Origin of the sequence: Pseudomonas sp. MF7453, assembly GCF_016405455.1 — a bacterium.
Taxonomy (GTDB): domain Bacteria; phylum Pseudomonadota; class Gammaproteobacteria; order Pseudomonadales; family Pseudomonadaceae; genus Aquipseudomonas; species Aquipseudomonas paralactis.
The window spans coordinates 148,982-163,483 of the sequence record NZ_JAEKCN010000007.1 but is presented as its reverse complement, the minus strand read 5'-3'; the positions used below and the strand labels follow the sequence as shown (position 1 = coordinate 163,483).

The window sequence follows — 14,502 nt, the reverse complement described above, 5'->3', positions numbered from 1 at the left end:
GCAGTATGTGGGCTCTTTTTATTACTGTCGTTAAAAACTATATGCCATTAGATTGTTGCGCTGCAGTACCTGGAAAGAACCATGTGGGCGCACATTTTTAGCGTGTAATAACGATAGTCTTTATTCGGTTGTTATGTTCGGCCAAGCCCGAAGCCCTGATAGGTCCAAACTCCATCTGGGCCTGCGAAGTTACGGCCGCCACTTAATGTTCTAAAGTCTGAAGTGTTAAATGTCCAGCTTTCAGAGTTGCTTCCGATATGGCCTGACAACATAACAGTCGTGGTTTGTGCTCCGATGGTTTGATGCCCTGCGAGTGTACCGGTTTGCCCGCTCACGCTGGCGGTAGCTGACACCGCACCGCCGATGTCGTCACTGTAGGTAACGTATAGGTAAATGTTGGCGCCGCCGTAAGCGCCATAGTAGTTCCCAACGAGTTGGCCCATGATGATATTCCTTTTCATACGGTAAAAAGTGAGTGTGTGCTTGCCTTTCCGATGTTGCGTGAAAAATATTAAAAGTTTTACTGAGGGTTGTGACCTGTCAAAGATGACAGGTTTTTATGACGATTGGCGATTGATCTTATAAGCAACCTAACCGATATTCTGCTTTTTGCTGTGGTGGCTTGAATGCTACAACAGTAGGCCAGAGGGATATTCGAGGTTTAAAACTCGCGTCTTTTAGGGTGTGGCTGGGTGGGCATTACCGGTTTGCTTATCTTTTTCGAAAACCGCAGAGATCAGGCTGGTTTTCCCATACCTGAGGAATGCGGTTTTCTATTACAGGGGTGATCAGCCAACAGCTGGTGTATCGAATCCACGATGTTCAATCACGCGAAACACGTCACTCACGTCCTGCACCAGAATGCGTGCGGTGTTGGCCACGTTGTTCAAGTCCCGCTCGGCAAAGTCCGGCAGGCTGGAGCAGGCCATCAGGTTTAGGTGTTCCAGAGCGGCGTTGAGACGTTCGCGCAGGCAGGCGTGGAGGTCGAGCAGTGGGGCTTCGCTGTCGATCAACAGCACGGGGTAGTCGGTGGCGGTTTCGGTGCAAGGGGTGAAGCGACGAGGTGGTAGTTGTTGGGTCATGGTGAATCCTTAACTCGAGAGAAGAATGACCACCGTTTGCTGCGAAACAAATTAGGTGGCAGCTGTACGCGGGTTCGCAGACCGAGGAGTTAAGACCCGGCAGACCCGAAGGTCTCCCACGCACAGCCGCCATAACAAAGACGACCTTCGGCAAGGGTACCGGGGTTGTTTTGACGGGTGCGGTTTTAACTCTGTAGGGCTGCGAAACCCTATCGCCGATCAATGTCAGCGACGGGGCGAACTATAAGCGGCGATGTGGCTGGCCGCAACGGTGCTGTAGGACCCACACCGGACCTTGAGCCGATGCACGGTCAATGTGGGAGCCGCAGTGTGTTTAAGGCGCTGGATTTATCTGGGAAAAATCCTGTGTCTCCCCGGACGATTCACTCATGATCAATATCCAACTTCGCAAACGTCACCCGCGCGCCCTCCTTACTGTCGCCACTGTTGTCCTGCACATACACCCCCGCCTTGAAGTACAAAGGTTTGTCGCCCCAGGCCGCGCCGATGCGTTCATTCCACTCGCTGTCGGCGGCGTACACGCTGAGCAGCCCGGCTTTGTTGAGGTTGATCACGTAGGTGAAGCTTTTCTCCAGCGGCACGTTGGAGGCGACGATGATGACCTGGCTTTCGGCCTCATCCGGGCGCATACGCACCTTGGCGACGATGTTGCCGGTCTGGGTTTTTTCCTTGAACTGGTATTCCAGTTTGATCAGTGGTTTCTGGCTGTCATAGGCGTGGATCTGGCCGATCACGATCTTGCCGGATGAGGGCACCTGATTGACCGCCAGGGTGGCGCGCAGGAAGTTGTCGGCCTCGGGGTAGGTCCAGTTGCGCAGGCGGCCGTCGGCGTAGGTTTCACGCAGTTCGCTGCGTGGGTAGATGGCGTTTTCGGTGCGGGTGCCGGTCACGGGGGTCCAGAACTGCACGTCACTGCCTTCGGCCTGGAAGTATTGATCGTTGAAGCCGCTCAGCAGCCTTGGCGTCTCGATGGTCGTGGGCGGGGAGCCGACCGGAATGCTCAGGTTCCAGGTGGAAAGGTCGATCATGGTGTTGGCCTTTTACAGAAGGGTGAACGCGTGGGCCCTAGGGCCTTACAGGTTCTTTATAGGCGGTGCTGGTGCAATTGTTAAACAATCGCTGGCAATTTATTGGCGTCAGAGGAATGCCAAAAAGCCATGTTGCCCATGAACCGTGGGCTGCAGGGCCTTACCGTTAGTCGGCTTCCTGGCTTTTGTTTCAATGAGGGCATCCACGTCACTTCTGCTTTTTTTGAACCGAGGCTAGAGTGAGCCCTCAGTATTTATCCGGGTTTGGTCACAGAACTGACCGGTGCAGCTCCCCAAGGAAGAGACGTAGCATGGATTGCGCTCCACACCCAGGCGATGCCAGTTCGGTCCTTTTGGTGGTCGATGACTACCCGGAAAACCTCGTCAGCATGGCTGCACTGTTGCAGCGTGAAGACTGGCGGGTGATTACCGCCTCTTCGGGCTTGCAAGCCTTGGAATTGTTGCTGGCCCACGACGTCGATCTGGTGTTGCTGGACGTGCGCATGCCCGGTATGGATGGCTTTGAGGTGGCTCGGCTGATGCGTGGCAGCCAACGCACGCGCATGACGCCGATCATCTTTCTGACGGCCACTGCCCATTCCCCCGACGCGGTGCTTGAAGGCTATGCCAGCGGCGCGATCGACTACCTGTTCAAGCCGTTTGACCCGCATATCCTCAAGCCCAAGGTGCAGGCATTACTGGATCACCAGCGTAATCGCCGCGCTTTGCAGCGCCTGAGTCATGACCTGGAACTGGCCCGCGCCTTTAATGCCTCGGTGCTGGATAACGCCGCCGAGGGCATTCTGGTGGTCGGTGAAACCAGCGTGATCGAGTACGCCAACCCGGCCATTTCGCGGCTGCTCAATGCCACGATGGCGGAGTTGCAGGGTGAGAGTTTCCTCAGCTTTTTGCAAAAGCCCCATGTGCCCACCTGGCTGGGCTTCCCGATGTACGAGGCGTATCGCAAGGGCCAGACGTGGCGCGAGCACGATGCCATTTTGCGCACGGGGCGCGGCCAGCAGGTGCCGGTGGCATTGTCCTGTGCGCCTTTGCCTGCCGAGCAGAAGGCGATGGTGGTGACAGTGCTGGACATGTCTGAAGTGCGTCATCTTCACCAGCAGCTGGAGTTCCAGGCCGTGACCGACCCGTTGACCGGGCTGCTGAACCGGCGGGGCTTTCATCAAGCAGTGGAAAACACCTTGTTGCGCAGCGAACGTAGCGAGCAAGCGCTGGTATTGCTGTATCTGGACCTGGACGGCTTCAAGCGAGTCAACGATACGTTGGGCCACGACGCCGGTGATCGTGTGCTGCGTTGGGTCTCGGAGCAAATGCAGGCGTGTCTGCGTTCTTACGACATTCTCGGACGCATCGGCGGGGATGAGTTCACTGCGTTGCTGGAACTGGAATTCCCGGAACAGGCAGCGAAGATCGCGGAAAAGCTGATCGAACGGGTGTCGGTGTGCCAGCAGGTGGACGGTCTGGATGTGATGCTCGGGGTCAGTATAGGTATTGCGACGTTCCCCGATTGCGGCTCGGATTTGAGCGGTCTATTGCGAGCTGCAGATATCGCCATGTACGAAGCCAAGCGCGCCGGCCGTCAGCAGTATCGTTATTACGACCAGGAAATGAACGGCCGCGCCCGCTCACGGTTGATGCTCGAAGACAGCGTGCGCACCGCCATTGCGAACAAGGATTTCACCCTGGTTTACCAGCCTCAGGTGTGCCTGGAGGATGGGCGTTTGCGCGGTGTCGAAGCGCTGTTGCGCTGGCAGCATCCGAGTGTCGGCGATGTGCCGCCAGGGTTGTTTTTGCCGCTGTTGGAAGAGGCGCGCTTGATCAGCCAGTTGAGCACCTGGATCTACCAGCAAGTCGCTGCCCAGCGCCAGGCCTGGCAAGCCACCTTCGACCCTGAACTGGTGTTGAGTGTGAGCCTGAGCAGCAGCCAGTTCAACATGCCCAACCTGGCCAACCAACTGCAGCAGGTACTGGAGCGACATGGGTTGCGTGGGCGGCAGCTGGAGGTGGAGATCGGGGAAGATTGCCTGATGGGTAACCTTGAGGAGTCGACCAAACAGTTGCAGCTACTGCGCCGTATTGGCGTGCGTATTGCCCTGGATGACTTTGGTGCTGGCAACTGCTCCCTGGCCCATTTGCGCGATCTTGCGTTCGACACCCTCAAGCTTGACCCGCAACTGGTGGCGCGCCTGCCAGGCTCGTCGCGGGATGCAGCGATGGCACGCAGCATCATCCAATTGTGTGGGCATTTTGATGTGCTGGTGATCGCCGAAGGTGTCGAGACCCTTGAGCAAACAGAGTGGCTCAAGGCCAATGGCTGCACGTATATCCAGGGGCCGTGGGCGGCGCTGCCGTTGATGGCCGAGGACGTTGCCGGCTGGTCGTACCCTCGCGTGCGTTGAATTCGCTACACTGGCGCCCGTCCCACTTGCGTTGCACACCCCATGACCGCGTTGAAATACCTCCAGGCCTATCCCGCTGCGCTCCAGGAGCAAGTGCGCCAACTGATCGCCAAGGACCAGTTGGGCGCCTACCTGGAGCAGCGTTATCCCGAACGCCACGCCGTACAGAGCGACAAGGCGCTGTACGCCTACGCACTGGCCCTGAAGCAGGAGCACCTGCGTAACGCGCCATCCATCGACAAGGTGCTGTTCGATAACCGGTTGGACCTGACCCACCGCGCCCTGGGTTTGCACACCACGATTTCCCGGGTACAGGGCGGCAATCTCAAGTCCAAGAAAGAGATTCGCATCGCTTCGCTGTTCAAGGAGGCGGCCCCACAGTTTCTGCGCATGATCGTGGTACACGAGCTGGCGCACTTTAAGGAATCGGACCACAACAAGGCGTTCTACAAACTCTGCCAATACATGATGCCGGACTACCATCAGGTGGAATTCGACCTGCGGGTGTACCTCACCTGGCGCGATTTGCAGGGCAAGCCCTAACCACAAGGCGACAGACCATGGATGTGAGCAAGACCAAAAGCAGCTTCTATCGCCGTCTGTACGTGGCGTACTTGATCGACAGCCAGTTGGCCAGCAGCGTCCCGGCGCTGACCGAGGCCACCGGCATGCCTCGGCGCACGGCCCAGGACACGATTGCCGCGTTGGCCGACCTGGATATTGTGTGTGAGTTTGAGCAGGAAACGGGCGCGCGCAATCATGCGGGGCACTATCGGATTCGCGATTGGGGCGCGATTGATCGGGAGTGGATTGCGGCCAATCTTGCGACCATCAAGCAAGTGTTGGGTTATCCCTGAGGCAGGAGCGGGTCGCACTGACGCCATCGGGCCAAGCCCCCTCCCACCTTGGAATGTATTCACATCAAATGTGGGAGGGGGCTTGCCCCTGATGAGGCCCTCAAGCCCGGCGCATACCGATATGGGGAATATCGTCCTCCAGGTATTCCTCACCCGACACCACAAACCCATACCGCCCGTAATACCCCTGCAAATGCGCCTGAGCTGAAAGAAAAATCGGCATTTCTGGCCAGATACTCTCAATGCGCTTGAGCGCCTCTTCCATCATTTGATGCCCCAGCCCGGTGCCCCGCGCCACCGGCGCGACGATGACGCGGCCGATCACTACGTCGTTGCCCTGGGATTCAGGGTCCAGTAACCGCAGGTAGGCCACCAGTTCATTATCTTGCCAGGCCATCAAGTGGTGGGTATCGCCCGCCAGGTCCTGGCCGTCGATGTCCTGGTAAACGCATTGTTGCTCGACAACGAAGACCTCGCTGCGCAGGCGCAGGATGGCGTACAGCTGTTCCTTGCCCAAGTCGTCGTGATGTTTGCAGACCCAATCAACCGTCATGATGTGTGCTCGTATAAAGACGTGCCAAGGATAGTAAGCGCGGTGGGCGCTGGTGTCTAAAATGGTAATTTTGTGAATGGCGTCAATTTGCCATCATTCAGCGCGGGCGCCGCGGGCTTCTTTGTGTAATCTGCAATGCACGCTCATTGATGAGCTACTGTTATCAGGCCATTGCCTGCCCGCCAAGGACTTTGAGCATGCCGCGATTGACTCGTGCCGTTGCTTTGATCGCCGTGTTGCTGCTGGCCCAACCGGTGTTGGCACAACGCCTGCGCCTGGTGGCAGATGGCTGGCCGCCGTTTACCGATGCCACCCTGATCAATGGCGGCCTGGCCACGGATATCGTCAGTACGGCCCTGGCCCGCGCAGGGTATGCCAGCGATTTTGAACAGGTGCCCTGGGCCCGCGCCTTGAAGGGCGTGGGAGAGGGGCGCTACGACGTGCTGATCAACGCCTGGTACGACGAGGCACGTACGCGGTTGGGGCAGTTTTCCGGCGAGTATTTGCTTAACCGTGTGCGCTTTCTCAAGCGTAGCGACGACCCCATTGCTTATCGCAACCTGGCAGAACTGCACGACGAGACGATCGCCGTGGTGCGCGGCTACGCCTACTCGGCAGCGTTTGATCAAGACACGCTATTGCAGAAGGTGCCGGTGCACAACTTTGCCATGGCCGTGCGTATGTTGGCGGCCCGGCGCGTGCGGTTGACGCTGGAGGATGAATACGTAGCGCGTTACTACCTGGCGCGGGAATCGCCGCGAGTGCGCAATGCCGTGGCGTTTGTGGGCGAGCCCTTGAGCCAGAACAGCTTGCATATCCTGGTCAGCCTGAAGAACCCCGAGCACGCGCAGATCGTTGCCGGCTTTGATCGGGAGATTGCGCGGATGAAGGCAGATGGTAGTTATGCGCGGTTGATGAAGGCACATGGGATGTAGCGTCTGTGCGGGCCTCATCGGGGGCAAGCCCCCTCCCACAAGGGGCCGGCATACACCAATCGAATGTGGGAGGGGCGGTGCGACGATTCGACTAGCCCCCGATAGCGGCCTAAGCCGCGCTGGTGTCTTTGATCAAGTGCGCGGCCAACGTACGCAGCGGCCCCAACTGCCGGCAGATCAACGCCAACTGCGTCTGCACCAGCCGCTGCGCCTCATCGATCTCATCCGGCATTTGCTCCAGCTCTGCCGCCAACCCTTCCTCGGCATCACTCTGGATCGCAATCGGCTGTTTATTGGCCAGCCCGCTGGCGATTTCATCAATGCTTGCCGCCAGGCTGTTGCCTGCGCCTTCGATCAAATGCTCACGCACGTCAGCCGGTAGCTGGGTTTCGCGGTGCGCACCCAAACCCGACAAATAGCTGAGCAAGGTGTGCGACAGCACCAGGAAGCGGAAGCCTACGTCGGCCTCCTTACGAAAGTGCCCTGGCTCCATCAGCATATTCGCCAGCGTAGTGGATAGCGCTGCATCGGCGTTGTGCGCGTTGCGGCGGGCCAGGCGGTAAGCCAGGTCGTCGCTCTTGCCGGCGGCGTATTGCTGCATGATCTGGCGCAGGTAGATGCTGTTGCAGGTCAGGGTATTGGCCAGCACTTTGTTCAGGCGCCGGCCTTGCCAGTCGGGCAGGAACAGGAACACCGCCAGGCCCGCGATCAGGCTGCCGAGCAAGGTATCGAACAGGCGCGGCAGGAACAAACCGTAGCCATCACCCACCTGGTTGAAGCAGAACAGCACCATCAGGGTGATCGCCGCCGTCGCCAGGGTGTAACGCGTGGTGCGGTTGATAAAGAACACCAGGCCCGCAGCGATGGCGAACAACGATTGCACGACCGGGTTGGGGAATAAATCGAACAGCGCCCAGGCCACTGTCAGGCCGATGGCGGTGCCGACGATCCGTTGGCCGAGTTTGCGCCGGGTGGCGCCGTAGCTCGGCTGGCAAACGAACAGGGTAGTGAGGATGATCCAGTAACCCTGGGAGGCGTGGATGGCGTGCAGGGTGCCGTAGCCGATGGTCAATGCCAATGACAGGCGCAAGGCGTGGCGAAACAGCAGTGAAGTCGGGGTGAGTTGAGTGCGCAGACGCGTCCACATTTCCTTGAGGTTGCGCGGCGCACGGTCCAACAGGTTGCTGTCGGTGGCGTCGGCCAGGGCGTCGGGGTTGCTGGCGTCGCCCAGCAGGCGGTCAAGGGTCGACAGGTTGGCGGCCAGGGCGCGCAACGAGCGCAGCAGGCCACGCCAGGCTGGGTTGCTCTGGATACGCAGGTGCTCCAGGGAGGCGTTCAGGTCGCCCAGGGCCTCGGCGAAGCTGTCGTCATAGATGAACGGTTGGCGCAGTTGGATCGATTCGGCCAGGGTCTGGCAGGCTTTGCCTTGCTGGCGCAGCAGGCGCTGGCAGCGAAACAGCACATCGCTGTGAAAAAAGGCATCGGTCAGGGCGTTGTACGGGTAGTGAGACGAACTGGCGCGCTCGTGGATGTCCTGGGCCAGGAAGTACAGCTTCAGGTAGCGGCTGACCTTCGAACCGGGTCGACCGTTGCCGACACGGTGCAGGATGATTTCCTTGGCCGCATTCAGCGCGGCGACCACCCGGCCATTTTGCTGGGCCAGTTCCAGGCGCCGCGCTTCCACGTCCAGCTGGCGAATAGGCTCGAACAGGGATGACTTGAGCTTGAGATAACGCCCCAACTCACGGAACAACCGCGCCAGGCTCTGCTGCACCGGCTGGTTGGAAAACAGCGCCTGCCACAGCACCGAGAGCACGCCGTACCAGGCGGCGCCGGCCACCAGCAGCAGCGGCTCGTGCCAGAAGTCGGTGACGGCACCGCCGCGCTGGTCCACGCCGATCATGGTGTAGACCGACAGAATCAAGGTGGCCGAGGCAATCGCGCCATAGCGTTCGCCCAGCGCACCAAGCATGGTCAGGGAAAAACTGGCCAGGGCCAGGGCGATGGCGAAGACCCAGGGGTAGGGGAACAGCAATTCCACCGACAGCGCGGCGATGCTGAAACACACCAGCGTCACTGCCAGGGCGTTGAGGCGGCCTTGCCAACTGTCATCGGTCTCGGCCAGCGCGCTGGCGATAATCCCCAGGAACAGCGGGATCAGCAGCGTCATTTCATCCTGGTACCAGCACAGCGCCATGCTGCCGGTGAGGGCGATAAACACCCGTACGCTGTAGCTGAATTTATCCAGCGCCCACAGGCGCCGCATGGACTGCTTGAACGAGGTCGATGACATGAAGTCTGGAGTCTTCCGGGACGTTGTCGCTAAATTGAGCTATCAAGGACGCCACGGCAAGCGTAGCGATCACATCGGACAGCAAAATTTTCAGTAACACTGCAAAACCATTGTGGGGATTGCATTTCAAGGCCAAAGTCAGGCGTATTGCGCGGCCGCGTAGCCCGAAGCCCACGCCCACTGGAAATTGAACCCGCCCAGGTGGCCGGTCACATCCAGCACTTCGCCGATAAAGTACAGGCCGGGGCTTTTCAGCGATTCCATGGTCTTGGACGACACCTCCCGCGTATCCACCCCGCCCAATGTCACCTCGGCAGTGCGATAGCCCTCGGTGCCTGCCGGCACCAATTGCCAGCTGCCGAGTTTTTGCGCGATATCGGCAATTTCAGCATGGGTGTACTGCTTCATCGGCTTGGATTCGAACCAGCTCTGGGCCAGCAGGTTGGCCATCTTCTTGGTGAAAATCTCACCCAGCAGGGTTTTCAACTCGCTGTTGGGGTGCTCGGCCTGTTGCTGTTGCAGCCAGTCATGGGCGTCATGGTCGGGCAACAGATTGATTTCCACCGTGTCGCCGGATTCCCAGTAGGACGAGATCTGCAAAATCGCCGGCCCGCTCAGGCCGCGATGGGTAAACAGGATGTTCTCGCGAAAGCTCTGGCCGTTGCAGCTCACCAGGCAATCCACCGAGGTTCCGGATAACTCGCCGCACAGTTCCTTGAGCTGGTCGGTGATGGTGAACGGCACCAGTCCGGCGCGGGTTGGCAGCAGTTCATGACCGAATTGCCTGGCCACCTGGTAACCGAAGCCGGTGGCGCCCAGGGTCGGGATCGACAGGCCGCCAGTGGCAATTACCAGGGATTCACAGCGCAGTTCACCCAGGGTGGTTTGCAGTTGATAGCCGCTTTCAAGCCTGGCGATTGACTCGATGGAGGTGTCCAGGTGCAGGCTCACGCCCGTCTGGATGCACTCATCGAGCAACAGGCCGAGGATGTCGCTGGACTTGTTATCGCAGAACAGCTGGCCGAGTTTCTTCTCGTGGTAGGGCACGCCGTGCTTGGCCACCAGCGCGATGAAATCCCACTGGGTGTAGCGCGCCAGGGCCGACTTGCAGAAGTGCGCGTTGTGCGAGAGGAAGTTGGCAGGCTCGGTGTACATATTAGTGAAGTTGCAGCGGCCACCACCGGACATCAGGATCTTCTTGCCGGCCTTGTTGGCGTGGTCGATCAGCATCACCTTGCGCCCACGCCCGGCGGCGGTCAGGGCGCACATCAAGCCTGCGGCGCCGGCGCCAATGATCACAACTTCGGTCGAGCGCAAAGCAATGTCCTCATAAAAATATTCATCTGAAATGCAATCAAAACTGTGGGAGGGGGCTTGCCCCCGATGGCGGTGTATCAGTCACCTGATAAGTTGACTGGTCCACTGCTATCGGGAGCAAGCCCCCTCCCACATTGAATCTCCATTGGTGTGGGCGATATTTACAGGATCCGCACGCGCAACGAGCGGCCTTTAATCTTGCCGTCATTCAAACGCTGCAACGCTTGCTTGGCGATGCCGCGTTCCACGGCCACGAAGGCCTGGAAATCAAAGATAGCGATCTTGCCGACCTGGGCGCCCGGAATGCCGGCGTCGCCGGTCAGTGCACCCAGAATGTCGCCCGGGCGGACTTTGTCTTTGCGCCCGGCGGCGATGCACAGGGTGCTCATCTGCGGCAGCAGCGGGCCACCGCTTTGCGGCTTGAGGTTGTCCAGTTGGTCCCAGTTCAGCGGCGACTTCTGCAGTTGCTCGATGGCCTGGGCGCGGTGCGCTTCGGACGGCGCTACCAGGCTGATGGCGATGCCGGTCTCACCGGCACGACCGGTACGGCCCACGCGGTGAATGTGGATTTCCGAGTCGCGGGCCAGTTCGACGTTGATCACCATGTCCAGCGAGTCGATATCCAGGCCACGGGCGGCCACGTCGGTAGCCACCAGCACCGAGGTGCTGCGGTTGGCGAACATTGCCAGCACCTGGTCACGGTCGCGCTGTTCCAGGTCGCCATGCAGGCCGACGGCGGAAATGCCCTTGGCCGTCAGATGGTCGACGGTTTCCTGCACTTGCTGCTTGGTGAAGCAGAACGCCACGCAGGAGGCCGGGCGGAAGTGCGCCAGCACCTTGGTCACGGCGTCCATGCGCTCTTCTGGCGAGATCTCGTAGAAACGCTGTTCGATCTGGTCGTCGGAGTGGAACGCCTCGGCTTTCACTTGCTGCGGCGCACGCATGAACTTGGACGCCAGCTGCTTGATGCTCACCGGGTAAGTGGCCGAAAACAGCAGGGTCTGGCGACGCGGTGGGGTCTTGCTGATGATGTCTTCGATGGCGTCGTAGAAGCCCATGTCGAGCATACGGTCGGCTTCGTCGAGGATCAGGGTGTTCAAGCCATCCAGTACCAGCGAGCCCTTGCGCAGGTGCTGCTGGATGCGGCCCGGAGTGCCGACGATAACGTGGGCGCCGTGCTCCAGGGAGGCGATCTGTGGGCCGAGGGACACACCGCCGCACAGGGTCAATACCTTGATGTTGTCTTCGGCACGGGCCAGGCGGCGGATTTCCTTGGCAACCTGGTCGGCCAGCTCACGGGTCGGGCACATCACCAACGCCTGGCAACCGAAGTAGCGCGGGTTGATCGGGTTCAACAGGCCGATGCCGAAGGCGGCGGTCTTGCCGCTGCCGGTCTTGGCCTGGGCAATCAGGTCCAGCCCCTTGAGGATCACCGGCAAGCTTTGCGCCTGGATCTGCGTCATCTCGACGTAACCCAGTGAGTCGAGGTTAGCCAGCATGGCGGCGGACAGGGGCAAAGTATTAAAAGCGGTGGCGATGGTAGTCACGGGACTGGCTCTGCAAAAACAAAATGTCGCGCAGTGTACCAGTCTCGTGGGATTTTCCCCGCAAGTTCTCGACGAGCCGCCCGTCAGTGTTCGATATCGTGCTCGCGGCTGACCACGCGTTTGCCGTCTTTTGGCGACAGTTGCAGGAAGATCGCCGCCGCCAGCATCGCCATGATGCCCACGGTGAGGAAGGTCAACTGGAACGCGCCGAGCACGCTGTCCACACCGTCATTGCCGGCCTCGGCAGTAAACCCGCCGAGCAACGCGCCGGCACAGGCCACGCCGAGGCTCAGGGACAGCTGCGCCACCACCGACAGCAAACTGTTGCCGCTGCTGGCCTGGGCGTCGTCGAGGTCAATCAGGGTTACGGTGTTCATCGCCGTGAATTGCAGCGAGTTGATCGCGCCCAGTACCGCCAGCATGGCCAGCAACAGCGGGTACGGCGTGTGCTCGCTGACCAGGCCCATGCTCGCCAGCATGATGCCCAGGGCCAGGGTATTGCCGGTCAGCACGATGCGGTAGCCAAGGCGCTCGATAAGAGGGCGCGCGATGGACTTGGCGAACATCGCCGCCGCCGCCAGCGGCAACATGCTCATCCCGGCTTCCGACGGCGAATAGCCCAGCGCCACTTGCAACAGCAGCGGCACCAGGAAGGGCAGTGCGCCGCTGCCCAGCCGTGCAAACAGGTTGCCCAGGATGCCGACGGCAAAGGTGCGGGTCTTGAACAGCACCGGCGAGAACAACGGGTTATCAATATGCCCGGCGCGCAGCCAGTACGCCGCCAGGCAGGCGAACCCGCCGAACAGCAGCAATATCACGCGCAGATGCGGCAGGTGCAGTTCGCCCAGGCCTTCCATCGCGATGGTGATCAGCACCATCGCCGCGCCGAACAGCAGAAAGCCCAGGCCGTCGAAGCGCGTGCGCTCACTGCCGCGCAGGTCGGGGATGAATTTCCATACCGCGTAGCAGCCGATCATGCCCACTGGCAGGTTGATCAGGAAGATCCAGTGCCAGGTCAGGTATTGCACCATCCAGCCGCCCATGGTCGGGCCAAGCAAGGGGCCGAGCAGGCCGGGAATGGTGATAAAGCCCATGATGCGTACGAGCTCGGAACGCGGGTAAGCGCGCAGCACCACCAGCCGCCCGACCGGCAGCATCAGCGCACCGCCCAAGCCCTGGATCACCCGTGCGCCCACCAGCATGGTCAGGCTGCTGGATAACGCGCACAGCAGCGAGCCGAGGCTGAACAGCATGATCGCGCCAAAGAAAATTTTCTTGGTGCCAAAGCGGTCCGCGATCCACCCCGACGCAGGGATCAGCAGAGCGACAGTGAGCATGTAGGCGATCACCACCCCCTGCATGCGCAAAGGGTTCTCCGCCAGGTCTCGGGCCATGGCCGGCAGTGCCGTGTTGAGGATCGTCCCATCCAGCGATTGCATGAAGAAGGCAATGGCGACCACCCAGGGTAGCCAGCGGGCGGTCTTGGCATCGAGAGGGGCACGATTCGGCATGGAAACCCTTTTATTAGCAGGCTAAGTGTCGGCGATTATGCGCCATCCAACGCTTCTTTTCCCACTGGCGGTTCGTCTAAGTCCGACAGCGATGCGTGCTCTCCGACCAGGAAATCCAACAGCGCACGGTGAACCGCCAACGCCGCCTCCCGAGACTCCAGGTCCAGCAGGTGGCCGGTATGTTCGGCCACGGCAAAGCTGCTGCGGCCTACATACTGTTTGAACAACTGGGCGTCGGCGGCTGGGGTGTATTCGTCCAGCGTACCGTTGAGAAAGTGCACCGGCGTCTCGATCTGCCGCAGCGCCGGCAAGTAGTTGCCATCACCCAAGGCCAGCACCTGGTGGATATGAAAACGCGCCTGACGGTACTCGGTAGTGGCCATGGTCGACAGGTGCCGATGATTGTTGCGCTTGAGGCGCGGCGACAGGTATTTGCCGACCGTCTCGTTGAGCAGGTGGCCGACCGCGGATTTGTCATCGGCCTCGATCAACACGCGCACGCGCTCCACGTAGTCGAGCATGGCCTGGTTGAGGTTGGGCGCCAGGGCCATCACCACCGAGCTTTCGATGGAGGGCGGGTTGTGCGCCAGGGTCAGCAGCGTGGAGATGCCGCCCCAGGAGGCCGAGACCAGATGGTTGACCTCAAAGCGATCCACCAGGGCACGCAGGATTTGCACCTCGTCGTCCTTGGTGACCAGGTCGAGGTCGGTGTTGTGCTCACGCGAGTAGCCGGAGAACGGCAAGTCGAACAGCAACACATTGAAATGCTCGGCCAGGCATTTGCTGGTGCGGGCAAAGGAGCGCGTGGTGGACAGCGCGCCGTTGACCATCAGTACGGTTTTTCTGTGCGGGTGGTTACCCAGTTGCTCTACGTGGACGTTGTAGTGTTTGTACAGCTTCTCTATGACAAAACTTCCATGGTTCATCTCAAGACTCCAGCT

At 60.0% G+C, this 14,502-nt stretch carries 13 protein-coding genes; 4 read left to right on the top strand and 9 right to left on the bottom strand.

Annotated elements, in window-relative coordinates; all coding sequences use genetic code 11:
- Positions 1-131 precede the first annotated feature (131 nt).
- From JFT63_RS13070 to JFT63_RS13060, 3 genes are all read right to left on the bottom strand, one after another.
- On the bottom strand, positions 132-443 hold the full coding sequence (locus JFT63_RS13070; protein ID WP_057702170.1) for a hypothetical protein: 312 nt from the start codon (positions 441-443) through the stop codon (positions 132-134).
- Between the two features lie 345 nt (positions 444-788).
- The gene (locus JFT63_RS13065; RefSeq protein ID WP_057702171.1) at positions 789-1,082 is read right to left on the bottom strand and encodes a hypothetical protein; all 294 of its coding nucleotides are present in this window, start codon (positions 1,080-1,082) and stop codon (positions 789-791) included.
- A gap of 383 nt (positions 1,083-1,465) precedes the next feature.
- Complete coding sequence (locus JFT63_RS13060; protein WP_057702172.1) at positions 1,466-2,131, bottom strand: polysaccharide lyase family 7 protein; 666 nt, start codon at positions 2,129-2,131, stop codon at positions 1,466-1,468.
- A 311-nt stretch (positions 2,132-2,442) separates the two neighbouring features.
- On the opposite strand from JFT63_RS13060, the gene JFT63_RS13055 reads away from it, so the two are divergent.
- Genes JFT63_RS13055 through JFT63_RS13045 form a run of 3 tightly spaced genes read left to right on the top strand, consistent with a single transcriptional unit; the run spans position 2,443 to position 5,405 of the window.
- Complete coding sequence (locus tag JFT63_RS13055) at positions 2,443-4,548, top strand: putative bifunctional diguanylate cyclase/phosphodiesterase (protein WP_198844114.1); 2,106 nt, start codon at positions 2,443-2,445, stop codon at positions 4,546-4,548.
- A 42-nt stretch (positions 4,549-4,590) separates the two neighbouring features.
- Positions 4,591-5,091: a M48 metallopeptidase family protein gene (locus JFT63_RS13050; protein WP_032879017.1), complete on the top strand. Its 501-nt coding sequence runs from the start codon at positions 4,591-4,593 to the stop codon at positions 5,089-5,091.
- A gap of 17 nt (positions 5,092-5,108) precedes the next feature.
- Positions 5,109-5,405 carry a winged helix-turn-helix domain-containing protein gene (locus JFT63_RS13045; protein WP_186560278.1) on the top strand — a complete coding sequence of 99 codons (297 nt, stop codon included), beginning with the start codon at positions 5,109-5,111 and terminating at the stop codon, positions 5,403-5,405.
- Positions 5,406-5,505: 100 nt separating this feature from the next.
- Here the strand turns inward: JFT63_RS13045 and JFT63_RS13040 are convergent, their stop codons facing one another.
- A complete protein-coding gene (locus tag JFT63_RS13040) occupies positions 5,506-5,958 on the bottom strand; it encodes a GNAT family N-acetyltransferase (RefSeq protein ID WP_198844113.1) in 453 nt (150 codons plus the stop codon).
- A gap of 197 nt (positions 5,959-6,155) precedes the next feature.
- Between JFT63_RS13040 and JFT63_RS13035 the strand changes: the two genes are divergently transcribed.
- Positions 6,156-6,893, top strand: a complete 738-nt coding sequence (locus JFT63_RS13035; RefSeq protein ID WP_186560282.1) for a substrate-binding periplasmic protein — start codon at positions 6,156-6,158, stop codon at positions 6,891-6,893.
- A 109-nt stretch (positions 6,894-7,002) separates the two neighbouring features.
- Here the strand turns inward: JFT63_RS13035 and yccS are convergent, their stop codons facing one another.
- From yccS to JFT63_RS13010, 5 genes are all read right to left on the bottom strand, one after another.
- Positions 7,003-9,186, bottom strand: coding sequence for a YccS family putative transporter (gene yccS, locus JFT63_RS13030; protein WP_057702177.1), 2,184 nt, complete (start codon positions 9,184-9,186; stop codon positions 7,003-7,005).
- Between the two features lie 138 nt (positions 9,187-9,324).
- Positions 9,325-10,503 carry an NAD(P)/FAD-dependent oxidoreductase gene (locus JFT63_RS13025; protein WP_198844112.1) on the bottom strand — a complete coding sequence of 393 codons (1,179 nt, stop codon included), beginning with the start codon at positions 10,501-10,503 and terminating at the stop codon, positions 9,325-9,327.
- Between the two features lie 161 nt (positions 10,504-10,664).
- On the bottom strand, positions 10,665-12,002 hold the full coding sequence (gene dbpA, locus JFT63_RS13020; protein ID WP_232626477.1) for an ATP-dependent RNA helicase DbpA: 1,338 nt from the start codon (positions 12,000-12,002) through the stop codon (positions 10,665-10,667).
- A gap of 131 nt (positions 12,003-12,133) precedes the next feature.
- Positions 12,134-13,561, bottom strand: a complete 1,428-nt coding sequence (gene mdtD / locus JFT63_RS13015; protein WP_057702179.1) for a multidrug transporter subunit MdtD — start codon at positions 13,559-13,561, stop codon at positions 12,134-12,136.
- 35 nt (positions 13,562-13,596) lie between these two features.
- Positions 13,597-14,487, bottom strand: coding sequence for an alpha/beta fold hydrolase (locus tag JFT63_RS13010; protein WP_186560286.1), 891 nt, complete (start codon positions 14,485-14,487; stop codon positions 13,597-13,599).
- Between the last annotated feature and the right edge of the window lie 15 nt (positions 14,488-14,502).

Coding starts and splice junctions, on each gene's coding strand:
- JFT63_RS13070 (WP_057702170.1), bottom strand. CDS start 443: ATGGGCCAACTCGTTGGGAACTACTATGGCGCTTACGGCGGCGCCAAC.
- JFT63_RS13065 (WP_057702171.1), bottom strand. CDS start 1,082: ATGACCCAACAACTACCACCTCGTCGCTTCACCCCTTGCACCGAAACC.
- JFT63_RS13060 (WP_057702172.1), bottom strand. CDS start 2,131: ATGATCGACCTTTCCACCTGGAACCTGAGCATTCCGGTCGGCTCCCCG.
- JFT63_RS13055 (WP_198844114.1), top strand. CDS start 2,443: ATGGATTGCGCTCCACACCCAGGCGATGCCAGTTCGGTCCTTTTGGTG.
- JFT63_RS13050 (WP_032879017.1), top strand. CDS start 4,591: ATGACCGCGTTGAAATACCTCCAGGCCTATCCCGCTGCGCTCCAGGAG.
- JFT63_RS13045 (WP_186560278.1), top strand. CDS start 5,109: ATGGATGTGAGCAAGACCAAAAGCAGCTTCTATCGCCGTCTGTACGTG.
- JFT63_RS13040 (WP_198844113.1), bottom strand. CDS start 5,958: ATGACGGTTGATTGGGTCTGCAAACATCACGACGACTTGGGCAAGGAA.
- JFT63_RS13035 (WP_186560282.1), top strand. CDS start 6,156: ATGCCGCGATTGACTCGTGCCGTTGCTTTGATCGCCGTGTTGCTGCTG.
- yccS (WP_057702177.1), bottom strand. CDS start 9,186: ATGTCATCGACCTCGTTCAAGCAGTCCATGCGGCGCCTGTGGGCGCTG.
- dbpA (WP_232626477.1), bottom strand. CDS start 12,002: ATGCTGGCTAACCTCGACTCACTGGGTTACGTCGAGATGACGCAGATC.
- mdtD (WP_057702179.1), bottom strand. CDS start 13,561: ATGCCGAATCGTGCCCCTCTCGATGCCAAGACCGCCCGCTGGCTACCC.
- JFT63_RS13010 (WP_186560286.1), bottom strand. CDS start 14,487: ATGAACCATGGAAGTTTTGTCATAGAGAAGCTGTACAAACACTACAAC.